The sequence below is a fragment of the Mycobacterium hippophais genome (genome assembly GCF_027529605.1).
GTDB classification, from domain to species: Bacteria; Actinomycetota; Actinomycetes; order Mycobacteriales; family Mycobacteriaceae; genus Mycobacterium; species Mycobacterium arseniciresistens.
Map to the genome: position 1 here is coordinate 578012 of NZ_JAPZPY010000002.1, position 22838 is coordinate 600849.

The following is a 22838-nucleotide window of genomic DNA, read 5'->3' on the forward strand; positions in this document are numbered from 1 at the left end:
CACACGCCAGCGGCACACGAGCCGTGGACGACGTCACGGCTCTGCTGGACGCCGCGGTGGCCGCCGTGGGCGGGTCGCGCCGCGACGGGCAGGTCGAGATGGCGCAGGCGGTGGCGCGGGCCTTCGACACCGGGGAGCACCTCGCCGTGCAGGCCGGCACCGGCACCGGCAAGTCGCTGGCCTACCTGGTTCCGGCGATCGCCCGCGCGGTGGCGGCCGAGGAGCCGGTGGTCGTGTCGACGGCGACGATCGCACTGCAGCGCCAGCTGGTGGACCGCGACCTGCCCCGGCTGGCGGACGCACTGGCGGGCGCGCTGCCTCGCCGGCCGACCTTCGCACTTCTCAAGGGGCGCGGGAATTATTTGTGCCTCAACAAGATCCACAACGGCTCGACCGGGTCGACCGAATCCGAGGACCGGCCGCAGGACGAGCTGTTCGACGCCGTCGCCGCCACCGCGCTGGGCCGCGACGTCCAGCGGCTCACCGCATGGTCGTCGGACACCGAGACCGGTGACCGCGACGAGCTGAAACCCGGTGTGCCGGATCGCTCCTGGGGTCAGGCCAGCGTCTCGGCGCGCGAATGCATCGGGGTGGCGCGGTGCCCCTTCGGCACCGACTGCTTCGCCGAGCGGGCCCGCGACAAAGCCGGACACTCCGACGTGGTGGTCACCAACCACGCACTGCTGGCGATCGACGCCATCTCCGATGCGGCGGTGCTGCCCGAGCACCGGTTCCTGATCGTCGACGAGGCGCACGATCTGGTGGACCGGGTGACGTCGGTGGCGACCGCGGAGCTGTCGGCGACGTCGCTCGGCATCGCCCACCGGCGGGCCGCGCGGCTGATCGACGCCGAACTCGCGCAACGCCTCGAAGCCGCGACCGCGACGTTCGCCTCGCTCATCCACGACACCTCGCCCGGCCGGATGGACCGGCTCGACGACGAGCTGGCCACCCACCTCACCGCGCTGCGCGACGCCGCCCACCGCGCCCGCTCGGCGATCGACACCTCCCCCGCCGACCCGAAGGCGGCCGCGGCGCGGTCGGAGGCCGTCACCGCGCTGACCGATCTCGGCGACACCGCCTCACGCGTCCTCGACTCGTTCGGCCCGGCGATCCCCGACCGCACCGACGTGGTGTGGCTCGATCACGAGGACAACCGCGGCACCGTGCGGGCGGTGCTGCGGGTGGCGCCGCTGTCGGTCGCCGGGCTGCTGCGCGCCAGGCTGTTCGAGCATTCGACCGCCGTGCTGACGTCGGCCACGCTCACCGTCGGCGGCAACTTCGAGGCGATGGCAGGCGCCTGGGGCCTGGCGGGCACGGACAAGGGCGCCGCCTGGCGCGGTATCGACGTCGGATCTCCGTTCCAGCACGCGAAAGCCGGAATCCTCTACGTGGCAGCGCATCTGCCCGCGCCGGGCCGCGACGGCACCGGCTCCGCCGAGCAGCTCGACGAGATCGCTGGACTGATCACCGCGGCCGGCGGGCGCACCCTCGGACTGTTCTCGTCGATGCGTGCGGCCCGCGCCGCGGCCGGGATCATGCGCGACCGGCTCGACACACCCGTGCTGTGCCAGGGCGAGGACACCACGTCGGCGCTCGTCGAGCGTTTCGCCGCCGACCCGGCCACGTCACTGTTCGGCACGCTGTCACTGTGGCAGGGCGTCGACGTGCCCGGGCCGTCGCTGTCACTGGTGCTCATCGACCGCATCCCGTTCCCGCGGCCCGACGACCCCTTGCTCACCGCGCGCCAGCGGGCCGTCACCGCACACGGCGGCAACGGCTTCATGGCGGTGTCGGCCAGTCACGCCGCGCTGCTGCTGGCCCAGGGCGCGGGCCGGTTGTTGCGCGGCACCCAGGACCGCGGTGTGGTGGCGGTGCTGGACTCGCGGATGGCGACGGCGCGCTACAGCAACTATCTGCGGGCGTCGCTGCCGCCGTTCTGGGCGACCACCGACAGCGCACGGGTGCGCGGTGCGCTGGAACGGTTGCGGGATCAGGCGTAGCCGACCCAGCCGCGGAAGGTGAACGCCGAGTAGAACTGCACGACGTCGGTGAACCCGGCGTCCCGCAGGACGGCTTCGTCCTGCTCGGGCGTCAGTATCGGAACGTCCGAATCGACCGTGGCACTGGCGCGTTCGGTGATCTCCCTGCTGATCCCCGAGTCGTGCGCGTATTCGGCATAGCGGGACAACCACATAGCGCGTTCGGCGGCGTCGCGTTGGGGCAGGCTCATGTGGGCCACCACGAAGGGCGCCCCGGGGGCCAACCGGCGACGTACCTCCGCCGCGGTGCGGCGCCGCTCGTCGAGCGCCAGGAAGTGCAGTGTCAGGAAGCTCGTCGCGGCGTCGAAGGGCCCGGCGGGTGCGTCGTCGATGTACCCCTCGTGCAGCCGGGTACGAGACGTCAACGGGCCCAGGGTCTTCGCGGCGAGGTCGAGCATGGGCCGCGCCGGGTCGACGCCGTCGAACGTCCAGCCGGGCCGCGCCTCGGCCAGCGCCTTGATCTCCAGGCCGCCGCCGGCCCCGAGCACGAGCACCCTCGCCTGCTCGGGGGCCCGTTCGGAGATGAGGATCGCCGCAAGGCGGTGGATCTCGCGGTACCCCGGCACGAATTTCGGCGGGTTGTCGGCGTAGTCGTCGGCGAACTGCAACTGGTGGAACACGCTCGTGTTGTCGCTCATCCCGCCAGTGTCGGCACCGAACCGCCCACCCGGCAAGAAGAGTTGCCGTTCAGGCAAACGCCGTCAGACCTTCTTGGTGGTGCCGTACCAGGCGAGCACCGCGTCGGACTGATCGGTCGACCGGGTCAGGAAAGCGTAGGAACGGATGAACGACTCGCCGACGCAGCCGTCGATCTTCACCCGGAAGTTGCTGATCATCACCCACGGATCGGCCCCGGTGAACTCCTTCTTGGTGACCGGGACGATGTTGATGATGCCGGGCTTGAGACCGACGGTGACACCGCCGCCGAGGTTGCCGCCCAGTCCCGGGACGATGCCGTCCGGGATCGGCGAGATGAGGTCGGTGCCTATCACGCCGATCGACGGGTTGATGCCCGCCGTCGCGGTCAGCGAGACGCCGTTGGAGGTGCTCATGTCGATGCCGCAACCGATCTCGTAGCCGACCTCGAGGGTGCCGTGCGGCGGCTCGCCGTCGTCGGGTCCGGACAACTCGCCGTCGTAAGTGCCGCCCACGACGTACTCGCGCGAGGACAGCGCCGTGGTGAGCGGCGGGATGATCGCCTGCGTCTCGTCGCGCGCCGACAGCGTCAGCACCCAGTCGTCGGGGGTGGTGACGGTGGCAGGCGGCGTCGACTCCACCCGGCCCGGGTCGGGAGGCGGCGCACCCTCGGGCGGCGGCGCGCCCTCCGGCGGCGGCGCCTCGGCGGCGACCGGCTGAGGTTCGGGTTCCGCGGCCGCGGTCGGCGACAGCCCGCCCAGCGTCGCGCACATCCATCCCGCCGCGGCCACCGCTGTGAGTGCCCGCCACCACCGTCCCCGATCCGTCACAGCGCCGAACCTACCGCGAGCCATGTCACGGGTTTACGGATAGCCGCCAGAACGTCCGCGGCGTCAGATCGGCAGCCGCAGCACGAACCCGGTCTCCAGCGCGATCCACGGCGCCCCGTCCGGTCCGATCGCCAGCCCGTGCGGCTCACTTCCGGGCGGCAGATCGATGGTGATCACCTCGCCGTCTCCGCTCACCCGGGCGATCTGGCTGGACCCCCACAGGCTCACCCACACCCCGTCGGCGGGGTCGGCGATCACCGCGTGCGGCTTGCCGGGCAGGTCGAGTTCCTCGATCGGCCCGTTCATCGGGATGCGGCCGAGCTTCTCGGCGAGGATCTCGGTGAACCACACCGCGTCGTCGTGGGTGGCGGCGATGCCGACCGGACCTGCGCCGCTGGTCGGCAGCTCGCGCACCGTCAGGTCACCCGCCGGTTCGAGCCGGCCGACGGCATTGCCCTGGTTGAGGGTGAACCACAGCGCCCCGTCCGGGCCGGCGGTGATCATCGCGGGGAAGCCGCCGAGCCCGGCCTCGCGGGTGACCCGGCCGTCGGTGGTGATGCGGCCGACCTCCCCCGACGTGGTCCCGGTGAACCACAGCGCACCGTCAGGGCCCGCGGTGATGCCGTACGGCCCACTGCCTTCGGCCACCGGGAAGGAGGTCTGCTCCCCCTCGGTGGTGATGCGGCCGATGCGATCGTCGCCGGTGCGGGTGAACCACATTGCGCCGTCCGGGCCCGCGGTGATCAGCGACGGCCGCGAGCCGGGCGCCACCGGGTACACCGTCACGTCGTCGTCCGGCCTGCCGTCCCCGCCGATCCGGGCGACGGCGCCGCCGTGCACGAGCGTCACCCAGATCGTTCGGTCCGGACCCGCCGCCAGCGCGTACGGCCCGCCGTCGAGCGCGACCTTGAGGGCGCTCACGCCAGCGTGACGAGGCCGAGCTCGTTGTCGGCGGCCAGCAGCGGATGGTGCGGCAGCACCCGAACCGTGTAGCCCACCGGGCCCGCGACGGGCAGCGGCGTGGTGGTGGAGAACACCTCGGTGCCGCCGTCGGCGGTGCCGGTGTGCGCCATCGCCACCGTCGCCGGGTCCTTCAGCGCGTCGCTCTCGTCGACGCGGCCGAGCACCGCCTCCACCGTGACCTCGTCGGGCCGCAACCCGCCCAGCTGGACATTGGCGGTCAGCGTCAGCTCGGAGCCCAGGAGCGGCGTGTCGGGCAGGCCATAGCTGTCCACGTCGGTGATCTGGACCTTCGGCCACGCCTCTGCGGCCCGCCGCCGGTAGTCGGCCAGTTCCCCGGCCGCGCCGAAGGCCGTTCCGTTCACGGGCTCCACGGTTTTGCGCAGCGACCGGGCCGCGGGTGCGTAGTACTTCTCGGTGTAGTCGCGCACCATCCGCGACGCGAGCACCTTCGGTCCCAGCGCCTGCAGGGTGTGCCGGACCATCTCCACCCACCGGGTCGGCACACCGTGCTCGTCGCGGTCGTAGAACTTCGGCGTCACCGACTTCTCGAGCAGGTCGTAGAGGGCGGCGGCCTCGAGGTCGTCACGGCGGGTCTCGTCGGCCAGCCCGTCGGCGGTCGGGATCTCCCAGCCGTTCTCGCCGTCGTACCACTCGTCCCACCACCCGTCGCGGATCGACAGGTTGAGTCCGCCGTTGAGCGCGCTCTTCATGCCCGACGTGCCGCACGCCTCGAGCGGCCGCAGCGGGTTGTTCAGCCAGACGTCGCAGCCCCAGTACAGCTGGCGTGCCATCGACATGTCGTAATCGGGCAGGAACGCGATGCGGTGGCGCACCTCGGGCCGGTCGGCGAACTTCACGATCTGCTGGATCAGCGCCTTGCCGCCGTCGTCCGCGGGATGCGACTTGCCTGCCACGATCAGCTGGATCGGCCGCTCGGTGTCGAGCAGCAGCCGCTCGAGCCGGTCGGAGTCACGCAGCATCAACGTCAGCCGCTTGTACGTCGGCACCCGGCGGGCGAACCCGATGGTGAGCGCATTAGGATCGAAAGCCGTTGCGATCCATCCGAGTTCGGCATCGGAGGCGCCGCGTTCCAGCCACGAGCGGCGCACCCGCGCCCGGACGTCCTCGACCAGGGCGCGGCGCAGCTTCGACCGGATCGACCACAGGTGGCTGGAGTCGACCTCCTGCAACCGCTGCCAGGTGTCGGGCTCGCGCAGCGAGTCCAGGTTGTCCGCGCCGAGCATCTCCCGGCCCAGTTCGATCCACTCGGGCGCCGCCCACGTCGGCGCGTGCACGCCGTTGGTGATCGACCCGATCGGCACCTCGTTCGGGTCGAAGCCCGGCCACAGTTCGTTGAACATCTCGCGGCTGACCCGTCCGTGCAGCAGCGACACCCCGTTGGCACGCTGGGCCAGCCGCAGTCCCATGTGGGCCATGTTGAACTTCGCCGGGTCGTCCTCTTCCCCGAACGCGATCACCCGGTCCAGCGGCACCCCGGGCAGCAGCCGGGAGTCCGCGCCCGACGGGGTGCCCGGCGCGCTACCGAAGTAGCGCTTGACCATCTCGACCGGGAACCGGTCGATACCCGCGGGCACCGGCGTGTGGGTGGTGAACACGGTCGAGGACCGCACCACGGTGAGCGCGGTGTCGAAGTCCAGCCCGGCGTCGATCAACTCCCGGATGCGTTCGACTCCGAGGAAGCCGGCGTGGCCCTCGTTCATGTGGAACACCTCCGGCGAGGGCAGGCCTTCCACCTCGGTGTACGCCCGGATCGCCCGCACTCCGCCGATGCCGGCGAGGATCTCCTGTTTGATGCGGTGCTCCTGGTCGCCGCCGTAGAGCCGGTCGGTCACACCGCGCAGGTCGTGGTCGTTCTCCGGGATGTCGGAATCCAGTAGCAGCAACGGGATCCGGCCCACCTGTGCGATCCACACCCTGGCCCGCAGCGGGTTGTCGTCGGGCAGCGCCAGCTCGACGAGCACCGGGGCGCCCGCCGCGTCGGTCAGCAGCCGCAATGGCAGGCCCTGCGGATCCAGCGACGGATAGTTCTCGCGCTGCCACCCGTCGGCGGTCAGCGACTGCCGGAAGTAGCCCGACCGGTAGTACAAGCCGACCGCGATCAGCGGCAGGCCGAGGTCGGACGCCGACTTGAGGTGGTCGCCCGCGAGGATGCCGAGACCTCCGGAGTAATTCGGCAGCACCTCGGCCACCCCGAACTCCATCGAGAAGTACGCGATCCCGTTGGGCAAGGGGGACTCACTGGCGCCGTCCGCCTGAGCCTGCTGGTACCACAGCGGACGGGTCAGGTAGTCGTCCAGATCGGCGGCCAGCCCGTCGAGCCGGCGCAGGAAGGACTCGTCGACGGCGAGGGCGTCCAGACGTTTCGGGCTGACCCCGCCGAGCAGCGCGACCGGATCACACCCGAGCCGGCGCCACAGGTCCGGGTCGATGGCCGCGAACAGGTCCTGTGTGGGCCTGTCCCAGGACCAGCGCAGGTTGATGGACAGCCGTTCCAGCGCCGACAACCGATCCGGTAGATGGGCGCGGACAGTGAACCTTCGCAGGGCTTTCACGTGGCTCAACCTTACTGACAAATCCGGGCGGCGCAGTGCGCTGCCCACATCCGATCCCTCTCGTTTGATTGGGCCGGACACTACGGTGGGTATAGGGCGCTCAGGGACTTCGCGGTGTCGGCATCAGACCACCGCGGCGTTCGTACGAGCTTTCTCGTACCTCGATCTCGAACATCCGCGGTCCCGGTGGCCGCGCCAGTGTGAGGAGCAGGTGGGTGGCCGGTCGTATCGGTATCGATGACGTCGCGCCCGTCGTGTCAAACGGCAGGTATCCGGCCAAGGCGGTCGTCGGTGAGGTGGTTCCGGTCCGGGCCACGGTGTGGCGCGAAGGCCATGACGCGGTGGCGGCGACCCTGGTGGTGCGCTATCACGGCACCAACTACCCCGACCTCGCCGAGGCGCCGGCGGTGGCTGTGAGCCCGAGCGAACCCGTCCCGATCCAGGAGGTCGTCAACCCGCAGGCCAAGGTGCGGCCACAGGCGCTGCCGATGTCGACCGGACGCACGCCCGACGTGTTCCACGGGCAGTTCGTGCCCGACCGGGTCGGGCTGTGGACGTACCGAGTGGACGGCTGGGGCGACCCGATCGCGACGTGGCGTAAGGCGGTCACCGCCAAGCTCGACGCGGGCCAAAGTGAGTCGGAATTGAACAACGACCTGTTGGTCGGCGCCAAGCTGCTGGACCGCGCCGCCACGGGGGTGCCGCGCCAGCACCGGTATCCGCTGGCCGAGGCCGCGGCCCGGCTGCGTGAGCCGGGCGACCCGTTCACCCGCGCCGGCGCGGCGCTGGCGCCCGAACTGACGGAGATGCTGGCGGAGTATCCGCTGCGCGAATTGGTCACCCGCGGTGAGCAATACGGCGTGTGGGTGGACCGGCCGCTGGCGCGCTTCAGCTCCTGGTACGAGCTCTTCCCGCGCTCCACCGGCGGCTGGGACAACCAGGGCCACCCGGTGCACGGGACGTTCGCCACCGCCACCAAGGCACTCCCAAGGGTGGCCCGGATGGGTTTCGACATCGTCTACCTGCCACCGATCCACCCGATCGGCAAGGTGCACCGCAAGGGCCGCAACAACAGCGTGACGGCGGCGCCGGACGACGTGGGGTCGCCGTGGGCGATCGGCAGCGACGAGGGCGGCCACGACGCCGTGCATCCCGACCTCGGCACCATCGAGGACTTCGACCACTTCGTCGCCGCGGCGCGCGACGAAGGCCTCGAGGTGGCACTCGACCTCGCGCTGCAGTGCGCCCCCGACCACCCGTGGGCACGCGACCACCCCGAGTGGTTCACCGTGCTGCCCGACGGGACCATCGCCTACGCGGAGAACCCGCCGAAGAAGTACCAGGACATCTATCCGCTGAACTTCGACAACGACCCGGCCGGTTTGTACCGGGAAGTGCTGCGGGTGGTGCGGTATTGGGTGTCACACGGCGTCAAGGTGTTCCGCGTCGACAACCCGCACACCAAGCCACCGAACTTCTGGGCGTGGCTGATCGGCGAGGTCAAGCGCGAGGATCCCGACGTGCTGTTCCTGGCCGAGGCGTTCACCCGGCCCGCGCGGCTGCTCGGCCTGGCCAAGCTGGGGTACACGCAGTCCTACACCTACTTCACCTGGCGCACCGCGAAGTGGGAGCTCACCGAGTTCGGCCAGCAGATCGCCGAACACGCTGACTACTGCAGGCAGAGCCTGTGGGTGAACACGCCCGACATCCTGCACGAGAGCCTGCAGCACGGCGGCCCCGGCATGTTCGCCATCCGCGCGGTGCTGGCGGCGACGATGAGCTCCACCTGGGGCGTCTACTCGGGGTTCGAGCTGTTCGAACACCGCGCGGTCCGCGAGGGCAGCGAGGAGTACCTGAACTCCGAGAAATACGAGCTGCGGCCCCGCGACTTCGAAGCGGCCCTGGCCGACGGCGAGTCGCTGGAGCCGTTCATCACCAGGCTCAACGAGATCCGCCGGGTGCATCCGGCGCTGCACGAGCTGCGCACCATCGCGTTCCACTACCCGGACAACGACGCGGTCATGGCCTACAGCAAGTTCGACCCGGTCACCGGTGACCAGGTGCTGGTGGTGATCACGCTCAACCCGTTCGGGCCCGAGGAGGCCACCGTGTGGTTGGACATGGCCGCATTGGGAATGCAACCTTACGACCGCTTCTGGGTGCGCGACGAGATCAGCGGCGAGGAATACCAGTGGGGCCAGTCGAACTACGTGCGCCTCGATCCCGCCAAGGCGGTGGCACACGTGTTCAACATGCCCCAGATACCGGCCGAACAACGACTCAACCTGCTTCGTAGGGAGTGATCGACACCATGGCTAAGGCCACCGACCTGACCAACGAGGTCACCAGTCCGCATCTGCGGCCACACACCGCCGACCTGAACCGCCTGCTGTCCGGCGAACACCACGACCCGCACTCGGTGCTCGGCGCGCACGAGTACGACGACCACACGGTGCTGCGTGCCTACCGGCCGCACGCCCTCGAGGTGGCCGCGGTCGTCGGCGGCGAGCGGCACGTGTTCTCCCACATCGAGAGCGGCCTGTTCGCGGTGGCGCTGCCCTTCACCGGGCTCGTCGACTACCGGCTCGAGGTCAGCTACGACCACGGCGGCGAGACGCCGCACGTGCACCGCACCGCCGACGCCTACCGGTTCCTGCCGACACTCGGCGAGGTGGACCTGCACCTGTTCTCCGAGGGCCGCCACGAGCGACTGTGGGAGGTGCTCGGGGCGCATCCGCGCAGCTTCACCACCGCCGACGGCGTGGTCGAGGGTGTCTCGTTCGCGGTGTGGGCGCCGAATGCCAAGGGCGTCAGTGTAATCGGCGAATTCAACCACTGGAGCGGCACCGAGGCGCAGATGCGGGTGCTGGGTTCGACGGGCGTGTGGGAACTGTTCTGGCCGGACTTCCCCGCCGACGGGCTGTACAAGTTCCGGGTGCACGGGGCCGACGGGGTGGTGACCGAGCGGGCCGACCCGATGGCCTTCGCCACCGAGGTGCCCCCGCAGCGGGCGTCACGTGTCACGGAGAGTCGCTACACGTGGGGCGACGAGGACTGGATGACCCGGCGCGCGCTGCGCAATCCGGTGTTCGAGCCGATGAGCACCTACGAGGTGCACCTCGGCTCGTGGCGGCCGGGCCTGAGCTACACCGAACTCGCCGAGCAGCTCACGCAGTACGTCGTCGAACAGGGCTTCACCCACGTCGAGATGCTGCCCGTCGCCGAGCATCCGTTCGGCGGCTCCTGGGGTTACCAGGTGACGTCGTACTACGCGCCGTCCTCGCGCTTCGGCAGTCCCGACGAATTCCGGCACCTCGTCGACTCGCTGCACCAGGCCGGCATCGGCGTGATCGTGGACTGGGTGCCCGCGCACTTCCCGAAGGACGCCTGGGCGCTCGGCCGGTTCGACGGCACCGCGCTCTACGAGCACGCCGATCCGCATCGTGGTGAGCAGTTGGACTGGGGCACCTACGTTTTCGACTTCGGCCGGTCCGAGGTGCGCAACTTCCTGGTGGCCAACGCGCTGTACTGGCTGCAGGAGTACCACGTCGACGGGCTGCGGGTGGACGCCGTGGCGTCGATGCTCTACCTGGATTACTCGCGCCCCGAAGGGGGCTGGACGCCCAACATCTACGGCGGCCGGGAGAACCTCGAGGCGGTGCAGTTCCTGCAGGAGATGAACGCCACGGTGCACAAGGTCGCCCCCGGCATCGTCACGATCGCCGAGGAGTCCACGTCATGGCCCGGCGTCACCCGGCCGACGAACCTCGGCGGCCTCGGCTTCTCGATGAAGTGGAACATGGGCTGGATGAACGACACGTTGGCGTTCATCAGCCGCGACCCGATCCACCGCAGTTATCACCACCACGAGATCACCTTCTCGATGATCTACGCGTTCAGCGAGAATTTCGTCCTGCCGATCAGCCACGACGAGGTCGTGCACGGCAAGGGCACGCTGTGGGGCCGGATGCCCGGCGACGACCACGCCAAGGCGGCGGGAATCCGCGGCCTGCTGGCCTACCAGTGGGCGCATCCGGGTAAGCAGTTGCTGTTCATGGGCCAGGAGTTCGGTCAGCGTGCCGAATGGTCCGAGGAACGCGGCGTGGACTGGTGGCAGCTCGACGAGCAGGGCTTCTCCGACGGGATCCTGCGGATGATGCGCGACATGAATGGCATCTACGGCAGCCGCCGGGCGCTGTGGTCGCGCGACACCACGCCGGAGGGCTACTCCTGGATCGACGCCAACGACTCGGCGAACAACGTCCTGAGCTTCCTGCGCTACGGCGACGACGGCTCGGTGATGGCGTGCGTGTTCAACTTCTCCGGATCCGAGCACTCGCGCTACCGCCTCGGGCTGCCGCACACCGGGACCTGGCGCGAGGTGCTCAACACCGACGCCGACGTCTACCACGGTTCGGGCATCGGCAACTTCGGCGCGGTCGAGGCCACCGACGATCCCTGGCACGGCCGGCCCGCGTCCGCGATGATGGTGCTGCCGCCGCTGGCCGCGCTGTGGTTCGAGTACGAGCAACCCGGTCTCGAGCGCGGAGACGCTCAGTAGAGCGCGTTGGCCAGCTTGCGGCGGCCGGCGATCACCTCGGGGTCGGCGGCGTCGAACAGGTCGAACAGTTCGATCAGCCGCGTGCGGACCTTCGTGCGGTCGTCGCCGGCGGTGCGCTTGACCAGTGCGATCAGCCGGTCGAATGCGGGTTCGACCTGCTGCTGCATGATCTGGACGTCGGCCGCGGCGAACGCGGCGTCGATGTCGTCGGGAGCGGCGTCGGCCGCCGTCACCGCGTCGGGATCGTGAGCGGTGGCGCGCTGCAGGAACACGATCTGGCGCACCGCGCCCTTGGCCTCCGGGTGGTTCGGAGTGGCGGCCAGGATCGCCTGGTAGGCCGAGAGTGCGGCGTCGAAGTCACCGGCGTCGAGGTGCTCGCGAGCCTGCGCGACCGCGGGGTCGACCTGCTCGGGCTGTTCGGGATCGCCTGTGCCGGAGAGCTTCCCGGCGGTCGCCTCGAGCAGCGAGTCGATCCAGCCGCGTAACTGCTCCGCGGGCTGGGCGCCCTGGAAGCTCGAGATCGGCTGTCCGCCGGCGAGCGCGACGACGGTGGGCACCGCCTGCACACCGAACATCTGCGCCACCCGCGGGGTGGTGTCGACGTTCACCAGCGCCAGCGACCACTTGCCGCCGTCGTCGGCCGCGAGCGCCGCGAGGGCCTCGCCGAGCGCCACGCTGGCGTCGCTGCGCGGCGTCCAGAGCAGTACCACGACGGGCGCCTGGCCGGACCGGACCAGCACCTCGGCTTCGAGGTTGGCCTCGGTGACCTCGGTGACGTGTGCGCCACCCTGACCACCGGGCGCGGTCGCTTCGCTGGGTGCGGCGGCGCGCTGCTTGAGCGCCGAAAGGTCAACCGCACCGGCCAGTGCGGGCCCGACTGAAGGTCGTGGACGAGTCACGCGACCAAGTCTGTCACGTCGTTTCCGGTGCCGTCCGGCCCGGTTGCGAGATCGTCGCCGACGCAGGCACGGACGCGGCGGCGGGCCCCATCCGACCGGTCCGGTCGGCCCATATGAGGAAGATCACAGTGGCCAGTGGCACGACGCTCGCCAGCAACGCCAGCAACCATGTGGTGACGCCCCACCGGAACGCCACACCGGCGGCCACCGCTGCCACGACGAACCCGATGAAGACGCCGCCGTGGATGGGCCCGAAGATCTTCACGCCGATCTCGGTGCTGGGGCTTCCGACGTACTTGAAGTACATCCCGACCAGCAGACCGACCCAGCTCACCGCCTCCAGCAGACCGACGAGGCGCAGCCACCCGGCCACCGAACGCAGATCGAAAGCACGTGTCATGGCCGCCATTGTGCCCGATCGGCGAGCCAGCTACTACGCCTCGTCGTAGCGCGGTGCCGCCCGGCGGTCGCGCAACCTCAGCGGCGCAGGATCAGGGCGTCGCCCTGTCCGCCCGCGCCGCACAGCGCGGCCACCGCGTACTTCCCGCCGGTGCGCTGGAGTTCCAGCGCCGCGTGCAGGGTGATGCGGGCGCCGGACATCCCGATCGGATGGCCGATCGCGATGGCCCCACCGTTGGTGTTGACCTTCTCCTGATCGACGCCGAGTTCCTTGGTGGAGGCCAGAGCGACCGCCGCGAAGGCCTCGTTCAGTTCGATCACGTCGAGCTGGTCGGCGGTGATGCCCTCCTTGGCGATCGCCTTCTTGACGGCGTTGGCCGGCTGGCTCTGCAGCGTGGAATCGGGTCCGGCGACCACGCCGTGGGCGCCGATCTCGGCGAGCCAGCTCAATCCCAGCTCCTCGGCCTTGGCCTTGTTCATCACGACAACGGCGCAGGCGCCGTCGGAGATCTGCGACGCCGATCCCGCGGTGATGGTGCCGTCCTTGCGGAACGCCGGCTTGAGCCCGGCCAGCGACTCTGCGGTGGTGTTGGCCCGGATGCCCTCGTCCTCGGTGAACTCGATCGGATCGCCCTTGCGCTGCGGGATCGACACCGGCACCACCTCGTCGGCGTACACCCCGTCCTTCCACGCCGCGGCCGCCCGCTGATGGGACTGCGCCGCGTACTCGTCCTGCTCGGCGCGGGTGAACTGGTCGACGTCGTTGCGCTGCTCGGTGAGCGCGCCCATCGGCTGGTCGGTGAACACGTCGTGCAGGCCGTCGTAGGCCATGTGGTCGACCGCGGTGACGTCGCCGTACTTGTATCCGGCCCGGCTGTTCACCAGGAGGTGCGGCGCCTGGCTCATCGACTCCTGGCCGCCGGCCACCACCACGTCGAACTCCCCCGCGCGGATCAGCTGGTCGGCCAGGGCGATCGCGTCGATGCCCGAGAGGCACATCTTGTTGATGGTCAACGCCGGCACGTCCCACGGGATGCCTGCGGCCACTGCGGCCTGACGGGCCGGCATCTGCCCGGCGCCCGCGGTCAGCACCTGGCCCATGATCACGTACTCGACGGCCGACGGGGCGACGCCCGACTTCTCGAGCGCGGACTTGATGGCGACGGCCCCCAGATCGCTGCCCGAGAAGTCCTTCAGCGAACCCATCAGCCTGCCTACCGGTGTGCGGGCTCCAGCAACGATCACCGACGTCGTCATACCAACCTCCATCACGGTTTAAAGCGGCTCCGACGAGGCTATCCACTAGACCGTCAGTATCGAAACCGAGGCCCTTAGGTTACCTTTACGTTATGACCGCCGATCAAGTTGACGCCCGTCCAGTCCTCGCCACGGCCCTGGTCACGGCTATCGACCACGTGGGCATCGCAGTGCCGGATCTCGACGCCGCGATCAAGTGGTATCACGACCATCTCGGCATGATCGTGCTGCACGAAGAGGTCAACGAGGAGCAGGGCATCCGCGAGGCGATGCTGTCTGTGCGCGGCGCTCCGGTCGGCAGCACCCAGATCCAGCTGATGGCCCCCCTCGACGAGTCGTCGACCATCGCCAAGTTCCTGGACAAGCGCGGCCCGGGGCTGCAGCAGTTCGCCTACCGGGTCAGCGACATCGACGCGCTGACCGAGCGGCTGACCGAGCAGGGCGTGCGGTTGCTCTACGACGTGCCGCGACGCGGAACGTCGAACTCGCGGATCAACTTCATCCACCCCAAGGACGGTGGCGGGGTGCTGATCGAACTCGTCGAGCCCGCGGCGGACGCCGAACACTGACGTCGGTCACGACCAGCGTCGCGTCGGGCCCCGGTGGGCCCGGTTCGCCCAGCACGGCGTGTGCCAGTGCCTGCGGTCATCGACCGCAGACTCCCCTGTGTCCGCCGGCCACACCACCAGATGCGCTGTCCCGACCCTGATCTCGTGATCACAGCCGGGGCACCGATAGACCTTGGTGGCGCGTGACCCGGCGATCGGCCGCACCTCGTAGTCGAAGCCGTCCGGTCCCGTCTCGACCCGCCGCGCGGCGAGGGACGATGGCAGCGGACGCGGCTGCCTCGGCGGAGTCCGGCGCCTGGGCATGCCGCCGAGTCTACGGGCTCAGAACAGCCGGTACTCGTCGCTGTCCATCCCGCGCATCTGATCGTAATCCAGTGTGACGCAGCGAATTCCGCGATCAACGGCGAGAGTACGGGCTTGCGGCTTGATCTGCTGGGCGGCGAACACCCCGCTGACCGGGGCCAGCAGCGAGTCCCGGTTGAGCAGGTCCAGGTAGCGGGTGAGCTGCTCGACACCGTCGATCTCGCCGCGCCGTTTGATCTCGACGGCGACCGAGCGGCCGGTCTCATCGCGGCACAGCAGGTCGACCGGGCCGATGGCGGTCATGTACTCGCGGCGCACCAGGGTGTACCCCACGCCGAGCAGTTCGACGTGTTCGGCCAGCAGCTTCTGCAGGTGCGCCTCGACCCCGTCCTTGACCAGCCCCGGGTCGATGCCGAGGTCGTGGCTGGAGTCGTGCTCCACCGCCTCGACGGTGATGCGCAGTTGCTCGCCCGCCTTGTTCTCCACCACCCACACCGGCAGCGGCCCGTCGGTGTCCTCGACGAGCCGGCACGGCGGGCTCATCCAGTTCAAGGGCTTGTAGGCCCGGTCGTCGGCATGCACGCTCACCGACCCGTCGGCCTTGACCAGCAGCAGCCGGCGGGCCGACGGCAGATGGGCGGTGAGGCGGCCGACGTAGTCGACGGTGCACTGGGCGATCACGAGTCGCACGTCGACAACCTTAGGGTCTCGGGCGGCTGCGAATTACTCTGACATCACGATGACCACCAAGACGAGCGTGCCACAGCGGCTGGGCAAGGTGTTGGAGGCGGTCACCCGTCAGAGCGGCCGGCTCGCCGGCACGCCGGACTACGGCTCCTGGCTGCTCGGCAAGCCCTCGGAGAGCCAGCACCGCAGGCGCATCCGCATCCAGGTCATCCTGACGTTCTTCCTGCTGTTCACCAACATCCTCGGCATCGGGGTGTCACTGCTGCTCAATGCCGTCGCCATCCCGGTTCCCAGCGTCTTCACCGACGCACCGGCCTGGCTGACCTGGGGTGTCGTCCCGGCATACATGCTCGTTGCGCTGCTCCTCGGCACCGCGTGGATCACCTCACGCACCGTCGGCTCGCTGCGGTGGTCGATCGAGGAGCGTCCACCCACCAAGACCGACCAACAGAACGTCTTCGCCGCTCCATGGCGGGTGGCCAAGAAGCTCCTTCTGCTCTGGGGCGTCGGCACCGCCCTGTTCACGCTGCTCTACGGCCTGCAGAACTCCGCCTTCATCCCCCGCTTCCTGTTCGCGGTGGGCTTCCCCGGCATCGTGGTGGCCACCGCCTGCTACATGATCACCGAGTTCGCCCTGCGGCCGGTCGCCGCCGAGGCGCTCGAGGCGGGCCGACCACCGCGGCGGCTGACGCACGGGGTGATGGGCCGGACGATGACCGTCTGGTTGCTCGGCTCGGGAGTGCCCGTCCTGGGCATCCTGCTGCTCGCGGTGTTCTCGGTCTCGCTGCAGAATCTCACCGCGACTCAGTTCGCCGTGGCCGTGATGATCATTGCGGTGGTCGCCCTGTTGTTCGGGATGATCCTGATGTGGTTGTTGGCCTGGCTCATCGCGACGCCCGTGCGCGTCGTGCGATCCGCGCTCAAGCATGTCGAGGAGGGTGACCTCGACTGTGAACTGGTCGTCTTCGACGGCACCGAACTCGGTGAGCTGCAGCGCGGCTTCAACTCGATGGTGCACGGACTGCGCGAACGCGAACGCGTGCGCGACCTGTTCGGCAGGCACGTCGGCCGCGAGGTGGCGCTGGCCGCCGAGCAGCAGAAGATCAAGCTCGGCGGTGAAGAACGCCATGCCGCAGTCGTTTTCGTCGACATCATCGGCTCGACGCAACTGGTCACCGCTCGGCCGGCCGTCGAGGTGGTGGAACTGCTCAACCGGTTCTTCGCGGTGATCGTCGAAGAGGTGGACCGCCATCACGGCTTCGTCAACAAATTCGAGGGCGACGCCGCGCTCGCGGTGTTCGGGGTCCCCGTCGCCCTCGAGAACGCCGAGGACGAGGCCCTGGCGGCCGCGCGCGCCATCGCCCGGCGGCTGTGTGACGAGGTGCCGGAATGCCAGGCCGGCATCGGCGTGGCGGCGGGCGAGGTGGTGGCGGGCAACGTCGGCGCCAGGGAACGCTTCGAGTACACCGTGATCGGCGAACCGGTCAACGAGGCCGCGCGGTTGTGTGAGCTCGCGAAGGACACCGACGCCCGGCTGGTGGCGTCGTCCGATGCGGTGTCCAACGCCACCGACGACGAACGGGAGCACTGGTCAATGGGTGACACGGTGACGCTGCGCGGCCACGACGAGCCCACCCGGCTTGCCCTGCCCGTCTGATCCGTCACACCGTCCCGCAGGTTAGTGGTACTGCGCGTAACGCTTACTACACTCGGTGGCATGACGACCGAGGGCCTGCTGCAGATCGAGGACTGCCTGGACGCCGGCGGCGGCATCGTGCTGCCGCCCGGGGTGAACCTGATCTCGCTGATCGAACGCAACATCACAGGCGTCGGCGACGAGGTCGCATACCGCTACCTCGACCACACCGGCGCGGCCGACGGGCACGCCGTCGAGCTGACGTGGTCGCAGCTCGGCCGCCGGCTGCGGGCGATCGGCGCGACCCTGCAGCGCATCGCCGCGCGCGGTGACCGGGTGGCGGTGCTGGCCCCGCAGGGTCTCGACTACATCGCCGGCTTCTTCGCCGCCGTCAAGGCGGGGATGATCGCCGTGCCGTTGTTCGCCCCGGAGCTGCAGGGTCACGCCGAGCGCCTCGACGTCGCCATGCGCGACGCGCGACCGTCGGCGGTGCTCACCACCGCCTCCGCCGCAGAAGGGGTCCGCGACTATCTGGCGCAGCGCGACTTCGGGCGGGTGGTGGAGATCGTGGTCGTCGACGAGGTGCCCGATTGCGCGGGCGACGCCTTCAGCCCGGTCACGCTCGACATCGACGACGTGTCGCACCTGCAGTACAGCTCCGGATCGACGCGGTCACCCGTCGGCATCGAGATCACCCACCGCAACGTCGGCACCAACCTGCTGCAGATGATCCTGTCCATCGACCTGCTGGACCGCAACACCCACGGGGTCAGCTGGTTACCGCTCTATCACGACATGGGACTGTCGATGATCGGCTTCCCGGCCGTGTACGGCGGCCATTCGACGCTGTTGTCCCCCACCGCCTTCATCCGCAGGCCGCAGCGGTGGATCAGGGCACTCTCGGACGGTTCGCGGCGCGGACGGGTCGTCACCGCCGCCCACAACATCGCCTATGAGTACACCGCGCAGCGCGGCCTGCCCGACGCCGGCGAGGACGTCGACCTGAGCAACGTCGTGATGATCATCGGCTCCGAGCCGGTGAGCATCGAGGCGATCCGCGCCTTCGAGGCGGCCTTCGCGCCCTACGGGCTACCGCCGCAGGCGATCAAGCCGTCGTACGGCATCGCCGAGGCGACGCTGTTCGTGTCGACCATCGCTCCGTCGGCGCGTGCGGAGCTGGTGCACTTCGACCGCAAGCTGCTCGCCGAGGGCAGGGCGGTGCGGACGACAGCGAACGCAGGGGCCGACCCCGACGGAACCGTTCCGCAGGTGTCCTGCGGCCAGGTGGCGCGCAGCCAGTGGGCGGTGATCGCCGATCCAGCCACGGGTGCCGAACTGGCCGACGGGCACATCGGCGAGATCTGGCTGCGCGGCAACAACATCGCTCGGCGCTACTGGCGGCGCCCAGAGGAATCGAGCCACGCCTTCGACGCCGCGCTCGCGTCACGGCTCGAATCCGGCAGCCATGCCGACGGCGTCCCGGCCGCGGCGGGATGGCTGCGCACCGGGGACCTCGGGGTGCACCTCGACGGGGAGTTGTACGTCACGGGCCGGCTGGCCGACCTGATCGTCATCGACGGCAGGCAGCACTACCCGCAGGACATCGAACACACCGCCGCAGAGGCGTCTCCCATGGTGCGACGGGGTTACGCCGCGGCGTTCCGCACGCCCGGTGAGAGGCTGGTGATCGTCGCCGAACGCGCTTCGGGCACGCGGCGTGCCGACCCGGCGCCGGAGATCACCGCGATCGGCGACGCGGTCGCGCGCCGCCACCAAGTGACCGTCGCCGACGTGCGCTTCGTGCAGGCCGGGGTCATTCCCCGCACCACGAGCGGAAAGCTGGCCCGCCGCGCCTGCCGCAGCGAGTACCTGTCGGGTGGCTTCACGACCAGGCCCACCGCCTGAGCACGAGTGGCCTTACCGTGCGCCGAATTGGTGCGCCGGACCCTGCACCGGATGTCCTAGCGTGAACTGACAGACGAGAAGGGCGGCCGATGACCGAGACACCTGTGCTGACACGACGCCCGTTCCCGGGCATCAGCTCACGCGCCTGGGAACACCCCGCCGACCGCATCGCACTCACCGCACTGCGCCGGCTCAAGGGTTTCGACCAGATCCTGAAGGTGTTGTCCGGCATGCTTCGTGAGCGCCAGCACCGGCTGCTGTACCTGGCCAGCGCCGCCAGGGTCGGTCCGCGCCAGTTCGCCGACCTCGACGCGCTGCTCGAGGACTGCGTCGCCGTGCTCGACGCGCCCGTCGAACCGGAACTCTTCGTGCTGCAGTCACCGACGGTGAACGCCTACACGATCGGCATGGACCAGCCCTTCATCGTGATCACCTCGGGGATGTACGACCTGATGAGCGCCGAGGAGATGCGCTTCATCATCGGACACGAACTCGGCCACGCGCTCAGCGGGCACGCCGTGTACCGCACCATGCTCATGCACCTGATGCGGCTGGCATCGTCGTTCGGGTTCATCCCGATCGGCGGCTGGGCACTGCGGGCGATCGTGGCGGCACTCATGGAATGGCAACGCAAATCGGAGATGTCGGGCGACCGGGCCGGCCTGCTGTGCAGCCAGGACTTCGATGCCGCGATCCGGGTCCAGCTGAAGTTGGCCGGCGGCGGCCGGCTCGACAAGATGGACTCGCAGGCGTTCCTCGCCCAGGCCCGCGAGTACGACCGCACCGGTGACATGCGCGACGGCCTGCTCAAGCTGCTCAACCTGGAGTTGCGGACCCATCCTTTCTCGGTGCTGCGGGCGGCCGCGTTGACCCAGTGGGTGGACTCCGGCGGCTACGGCGCAGTGCTCGGCGGCGACTACCCGCGGCGCGCCGAGGACGAGTCCGCCTCGTGGAGTGACGATGTCGGTGCGGCCGCGCGCACCTATCGGGACGGGTTCGACCAGTCCGAGGACCCGCTGGTCCGTGGCCTCCGGGATGGAGTGTCCGGCGTCGTCGACGGGGTCGGACGGGTCGCCACCAACGCCGCTGATTCGTTCGGCCGCAAGGTGGCCGGCTGGCGACGGGCGAACGGCGGGCCCGCCGAGAGCTAGCCGCGGCGACCCTCAGCGCGGTTCGGCCCGTCGGCTGGCAATTTCCCGGCGTGTCCTGGCCTCGCGGTGCCTTTCCCGGCGTTCAGCGGACCTCGAAGATGGCAGCCATGCATGCACAGATCGTGTTGTTCGACGGATTCGACCCCCTCGACGTCATCGCGCCCTATGAGGTGCTGGTGGCCGGAAGTGACTATGCCGGCGGTGATCTCGACGTCGTGCTGGTGTCCGCCGACGGGTCGCGGCCGGTGGTCAGCGGTTCGCGCGGCCTGACGTTGCAGGCCACCGCCCAGCTCGATCCGGCCAAGCCCGGCTTCGTGATCGTGCCCGGCGCGTCCGGCCCGCTGGAAGGCGATCCCGACGAGGGCGCCGAGACGATCCCGGTCCTGCTCGCCCGGTTCGGCGAGACCGAAGCGGTGCCGTTGATGCGCCGGGCGATGGAGAATCCCGACATCACCGTGGCGACCGTCTGCGGCGGGTCGCTCGCACTTGCCATGGCCGGCCTGATCGACGGTCGCCATGCCAACACCCACCACCTCGGTGTCGATGTGCTCGAGGCCACCGGTGCGGTACCGGTGCATGCCCGGGTGGTCGACGACGGTGACCTCGTCACCGCCGGCGGGGTGACCTCCGGCCTCGACCTGGCGCTGCACCTGCTCGACCGCAGTTACGGTCCCCGCATCCCGCTGGCCGTCGAGCAGATGTTCGCCTACGAGCGCCGCGGCACAGTGTGGACCGACACCGGACGCGAACCGAAGGCCGTCTGAGCGTGGACATCGTGGGCGACTGGGACGTCACCATCAAGACGCCGGTGGGATCGCTGCAGATCGTGTACAGCTTCGCCGACCGGGACGGCGTGATCACCGGCAGCGCCGCAGGCAGGCACGAGACCGTGCAGGTGACCGACATCGTCGTCGCCGACGACGGCCGGCAGGTCAGCTGGCGGCAGACGGTGACCAGACCGATGCGACTCAACCTCGCCTTCGACGTGCTCGTCGACGGCGACGGGTTCACGGGACATTCGCGGGCGGGTCGGTTACCACGGTCGGCGGTGTCGGGCGTGCGCCGCCGCTGAGACCCGCTGCGGCGTTCGTGAACGGCCGGCTGTCGCAGTTCGGTCGGCGTTAGTGTGCAGACATGGACGCGCTGGAGCCGGCCCGCGGCGCGGTCGTGGGACGCGGTATCGCTGCGTTCCTGCTGGCGGATGTGTCCAGCCTGGCCGACGACATGCTCATGTACCTGGTCGAGCGGATACCGGAGGTCGGCGAGGATGCCGAGCTGCGCGGCCTGACCCTGGGCTCGTGCTCGTCGAATCTCGAAGCGGCGCTGTCGATGTTCCGTCACGGCATCGACGTGGCGGCCGCGGAGGCGCCGGTGACGGCGCTGGAACATGCGCGAGCCATGGCATCACGAGGGCACAGCGTGGATGTGATGTTGCGGTTCTACCGGTTGGGCCATGAGTACTTCACCGAAAAGCTCGCCGACTCGCTTCCCGGCACGATCGACGACCCTGCTGCTGCGCTGAGGACGTTCGCCGATCTCGAGCTGTTCGCGTTCGGATACATCGACCGCATCTCCAGTCTGGTGGCCGCCGAGTACGTCGCCGAGCTCGACCGGCGCCAGAATCAGGTGAGAGCCGAGCGCGCGGATGTCGTGCGGGCACTGCTCGCCGGAGAACGTGTCGACAGTGCTCGGGCCGAACGCGTTCTCGGCCACCGGCTCACCGGTCGGCAGATCGGTTTCGTGTGCTGGGTCGAGGACCGCGGCGTCGACCTCGAGGGGCTCGCCAGGCAGGTCGGCCGGTCACTCGGATCGGCGCACACGCTCGTCGTGGCGGACGGCCCGCTCGGAGTGTGGGGATGGGTGTCGGTCACCGGCAGCGCGGGGACGTCGGCGGCAGGCGTGGCGGAGGATTCACCCGGCGGAAGTGCGAGAGTTCACATCGCGGTGGGCTCGCCCCATCCAGGGACTGCCGGCTTTCGCACTTCCCATCTCGAGGCCCTGCGCACTCGCAGAGTCGTCGAGCTGTCGGGGCGGGCGGCACCGTCGATCACGGAGTTCGGCGAAGTCGCACTGGTGGACGCCATCTCGCGCGACCTGGACGCGGCCAGGGCCTTCGTCGCCGCTCAGCTCGGCGATCTCGCACGAGACGGCGCCAAGGAGCGCGGCGAGCGCGCCGCGCTCCTGGCGGTTCTCGACGCGCAGGGAAGTCTCGTGACCGCGGCGGGCAGGCTCGGAATTCACCGGAACACGGTCCTGCAACGGGTGCGTCGCGCCGAGGAGCGCAGGGGCCGGCCGGCGACGGCCGAGATCGCCGAGTTGCACGCCGCTCTGCTCGTGTGTGACGTGCTGGGGGCCTCTGTGCTGCGCGAATCGTCGCCGCACTGATCGCGCCCGAGCGCAGCGAGGATGTGCTCGCAGCACACCGGA

The 22838-nt window shown here is 69.7% G+C and carries 19 protein-coding genes; 10 read left to right on the forward strand and 9 right to left on the reverse strand.

Annotation, left to right across the window (positions count from 1 at the left end):
• The first annotated feature begins 23 nt into the window (after positions 1-23).
• Complete coding sequence (locus O6P37_RS08405; RefSeq protein WP_269893609.1) at positions 24-2003, forward strand: ATP-dependent DNA helicase; 1980 nt, start codon at positions 24-26, stop codon at positions 2001-2003.
• Here O6P37_RS08405 and O6P37_RS08410 read toward each other — a convergent pair.
• The 4 genes from O6P37_RS08410 to O6P37_RS08425 all read right to left on the reverse strand — a co-directional run bounded on the left by O6P37_RS08410 (position 1994) and on the right by O6P37_RS08425 (position 7044).
• Positions 1994-2680: a class I SAM-dependent methyltransferase gene (locus O6P37_RS08410; RefSeq protein WP_269893610.1), complete on the reverse strand. Its 687-nt coding sequence runs from the start codon at positions 2678-2680 to the stop codon at positions 1994-1996. The genes O6P37_RS08405 and O6P37_RS08410 overlap by 10 nt on opposite strands.
• Before the next feature lie 63 nt (positions 2681-2743).
• Positions 2744-3451 (reverse strand): MspA family porin, encoded by a 708-nt coding sequence (locus O6P37_RS08415; RefSeq protein WP_269893669.1) that lies wholly within the window; start codon positions 3449-3451, stop codon positions 2744-2746.
• A gap of 120 nt (positions 3452-3571) precedes the next feature.
• Complete coding sequence (locus tag O6P37_RS08420; protein ID WP_269893611.1) at positions 3572-4429, reverse strand: Vgb family protein; 858 nt, start codon at positions 4427-4429, stop codon at positions 3572-3574.
• Complete coding sequence (locus tag O6P37_RS08425; RefSeq protein WP_269893612.1) at positions 4426-7044, reverse strand: glycosyltransferase family 1 protein; 2619 nt, start codon at positions 7042-7044, stop codon at positions 4426-4428. Before O6P37_RS08425 ends, O6P37_RS08420 begins: the two co-directional genes overlap by 4 nt.
• A 215-nt stretch (positions 7045-7259) precedes the next feature.
• Between O6P37_RS08425 and O6P37_RS08430 the strand changes: the two genes are divergently transcribed.
• Together O6P37_RS08430 and glgB are read left to right on the forward strand one after the other, a co-directional pair.
• Positions 7260-9347 carry an alpha-1,4-glucan--maltose-1-phosphate maltosyltransferase gene (locus O6P37_RS08430; protein ID WP_269893613.1) on the forward strand — a complete coding sequence of 696 codons (2088 nt, stop codon included), beginning with the start codon at positions 7260-7262 and terminating at the stop codon, positions 9345-9347.
• 8 nt (positions 9348-9355) lie between these two features.
• A complete protein-coding gene (gene glgB, locus O6P37_RS08435; protein ID WP_269893614.1) occupies positions 9356-11605 on the forward strand; it encodes a 1,4-alpha-glucan branching protein GlgB in 2250 nt (749 codons plus the stop codon).
• On the opposite strand, the gene O6P37_RS08440 is transcribed toward glgB, so the two are convergent.
• From O6P37_RS08440 to O6P37_RS08450, 3 genes are all read right to left on the reverse strand, one after another.
• On the reverse strand, positions 11599-12504 hold the full coding sequence (locus O6P37_RS08440; protein WP_269893615.1) for a tetratricopeptide repeat protein: 906 nt from the start codon (positions 12502-12504) through the stop codon (positions 11599-11601). The two genes, glgB and O6P37_RS08440, sit on opposite strands and share 7 nt — an antisense overlap.
• Positions 12505-12517: 13 nt before the next feature.
• On the reverse strand, positions 12518-12913 hold the full coding sequence (locus O6P37_RS08445; protein ID WP_269893616.1) for a DUF3817 domain-containing protein: 396 nt from the start codon (positions 12911-12913) through the stop codon (positions 12518-12520).
• 68 nt (positions 12914-12981) lie between these two features.
• Positions 12982-14160: an acetyl-CoA C-acetyltransferase gene (locus tag O6P37_RS08450; protein ID WP_269893617.1), complete on the reverse strand. Its 1179-nt coding sequence runs from the start codon at positions 14158-14160 to the stop codon at positions 12982-12984.
• 92 nt (positions 14161-14252) lie between these two features.
• Here O6P37_RS08450 and mce point away from each other — a divergent pair, with 92 nt between their 5' ends.
• Positions 14253-14729, forward strand: coding sequence for a methylmalonyl-CoA epimerase (mce, locus tag O6P37_RS08455; RefSeq protein WP_269893618.1), 477 nt, complete (start codon positions 14253-14255; stop codon positions 14727-14729).
• Between the two features lie 6 nt (positions 14730-14735).
• Here mce and O6P37_RS08460 read toward each other — a convergent pair whose 3' ends face one another.
• The gene (locus O6P37_RS08460) at positions 14736-15032 is read right to left on the reverse strand and encodes a hypothetical protein (RefSeq protein ID WP_269893619.1); all 297 of its coding nucleotides are present in this window, start codon (positions 15030-15032) and stop codon (positions 14736-14738) included.
• Positions 15033-15050: 18 nt separating this feature from the next.
• A complete protein-coding gene (nucS, locus tag O6P37_RS08465; RefSeq protein ID WP_264013357.1) occupies positions 15051-15722 on the reverse strand; it encodes an endonuclease NucS in 672 nt (223 codons plus the stop codon).
• A 49-nt stretch (positions 15723-15771) separates the two neighbouring features.
• Between nucS and O6P37_RS08470 the strand changes: the two genes are divergently transcribed.
• The 6 genes from O6P37_RS08470 (at position 15772) to O6P37_RS08495 (ending at position 22796) form a co-directional block, all read left to right on the forward strand.
• Positions 15772-17376, forward strand: a complete 1605-nt coding sequence (locus O6P37_RS08470; RefSeq protein ID WP_269893620.1) for an adenylate/guanylate cyclase domain-containing protein — start codon at positions 15772-15774, stop codon at positions 17374-17376.
• Positions 17377-17436: 60 nt separating this feature from the next.
• A complete protein-coding gene (locus O6P37_RS08475; RefSeq protein ID WP_269893621.1) occupies positions 17437-19260 on the forward strand; it encodes a fatty acyl-AMP ligase in 1824 nt (607 codons plus the stop codon).
• An 89-nt stretch (positions 19261-19349) separates the two neighbouring features.
• Entirely contained in the window at positions 19350-20411 is a 1062-nt protein-coding gene (locus tag O6P37_RS08480; protein WP_269893622.1) for a M48 family metallopeptidase, read from the forward strand.
• A 107-nt stretch (positions 20412-20518) separates the two neighbouring features.
• Positions 20519-21175, forward strand: a complete 657-nt coding sequence (locus O6P37_RS08485; RefSeq protein WP_269893623.1) for a DJ-1/PfpI family protein — start codon at positions 20519-20521, stop codon at positions 21173-21175.
• A gap of 2 nt (positions 21176-21177) precedes the next feature.
• Complete coding sequence (locus O6P37_RS08490) at positions 21178-21483, forward strand: hypothetical protein (protein ID WP_269893624.1); 306 nt, start codon at positions 21178-21180, stop codon at positions 21481-21483.
• A 62-nt stretch (positions 21484-21545) separates the two neighbouring features.
• Positions 21546-22796, forward strand: coding sequence for a PucR family transcriptional regulator (locus O6P37_RS08495; RefSeq protein WP_269893625.1), 1251 nt, complete (start codon positions 21546-21548; stop codon positions 22794-22796).
• Positions 22797-22838 lie beyond the last annotated feature (42 nt).

Coding starts and splice junctions, on each gene's coding strand:
- O6P37_RS08450 (WP_269893617.1), bottom strand. CDS start 14,160: ATGACGACGTCGGTGATCGTTGCTGGAGCCCGCACACCGGTAGGCAGG.
- O6P37_RS08415 (WP_269893669.1), bottom strand. CDS start 3,451: ATGTGCGCGACGCTGGGCGGGCTGTCGCCGACCGCGGCCGCGGAACCC.
- O6P37_RS08485 (WP_269893623.1), top strand. CDS start 20,519: ATGCATGCACAGATCGTGTTGTTCGACGGATTCGACCCCCTCGACGTC.
- glgB (WP_269893614.1), top strand. CDS start 9,356: ATGGCTAAGGCCACCGACCTGACCAACGAGGTCACCAGTCCGCATCTG.
- O6P37_RS08445 (WP_269893616.1), bottom strand. CDS start 12,913: ATGGCGGCCATGACACGTGCTTTCGATCTGCGTTCGGTGGCCGGGTGG.
- O6P37_RS08475 (WP_269893621.1), top strand. CDS start 17,437: ATGACGACCGAGGGCCTGCTGCAGATCGAGGACTGCCTGGACGCCGGC.
- O6P37_RS08460 (WP_269893619.1), bottom strand. CDS start 15,032: ATGCCCAGGCGCCGGACTCCGCCGAGGCAGCCGCGTCCGCTGCCATCG.
- O6P37_RS08470 (WP_269893620.1), top strand. CDS start 15,772: ATGACCACCAAGACGAGCGTGCCACAGCGGCTGGGCAAGGTGTTGGAG.
- O6P37_RS08410 (WP_269893610.1), bottom strand. CDS start 2,680: ATGAGCGACAACACGAGCGTGTTCCACCAGTTGCAGTTCGCCGACGAC.
- O6P37_RS08495 (WP_269893625.1), top strand. CDS start 21,546: ATGGACGCGCTGGAGCCGGCCCGCGGCGCGGTCGTGGGACGCGGTATC.
- O6P37_RS08480 (WP_269893622.1), top strand. CDS start 19,350: ATGACCGAGACACCTGTGCTGACACGACGCCCGTTCCCGGGCATCAGC.
- mce (WP_269893618.1), top strand. CDS start 14,253: ATGACCGCCGATCAAGTTGACGCCCGTCCAGTCCTCGCCACGGCCCTG.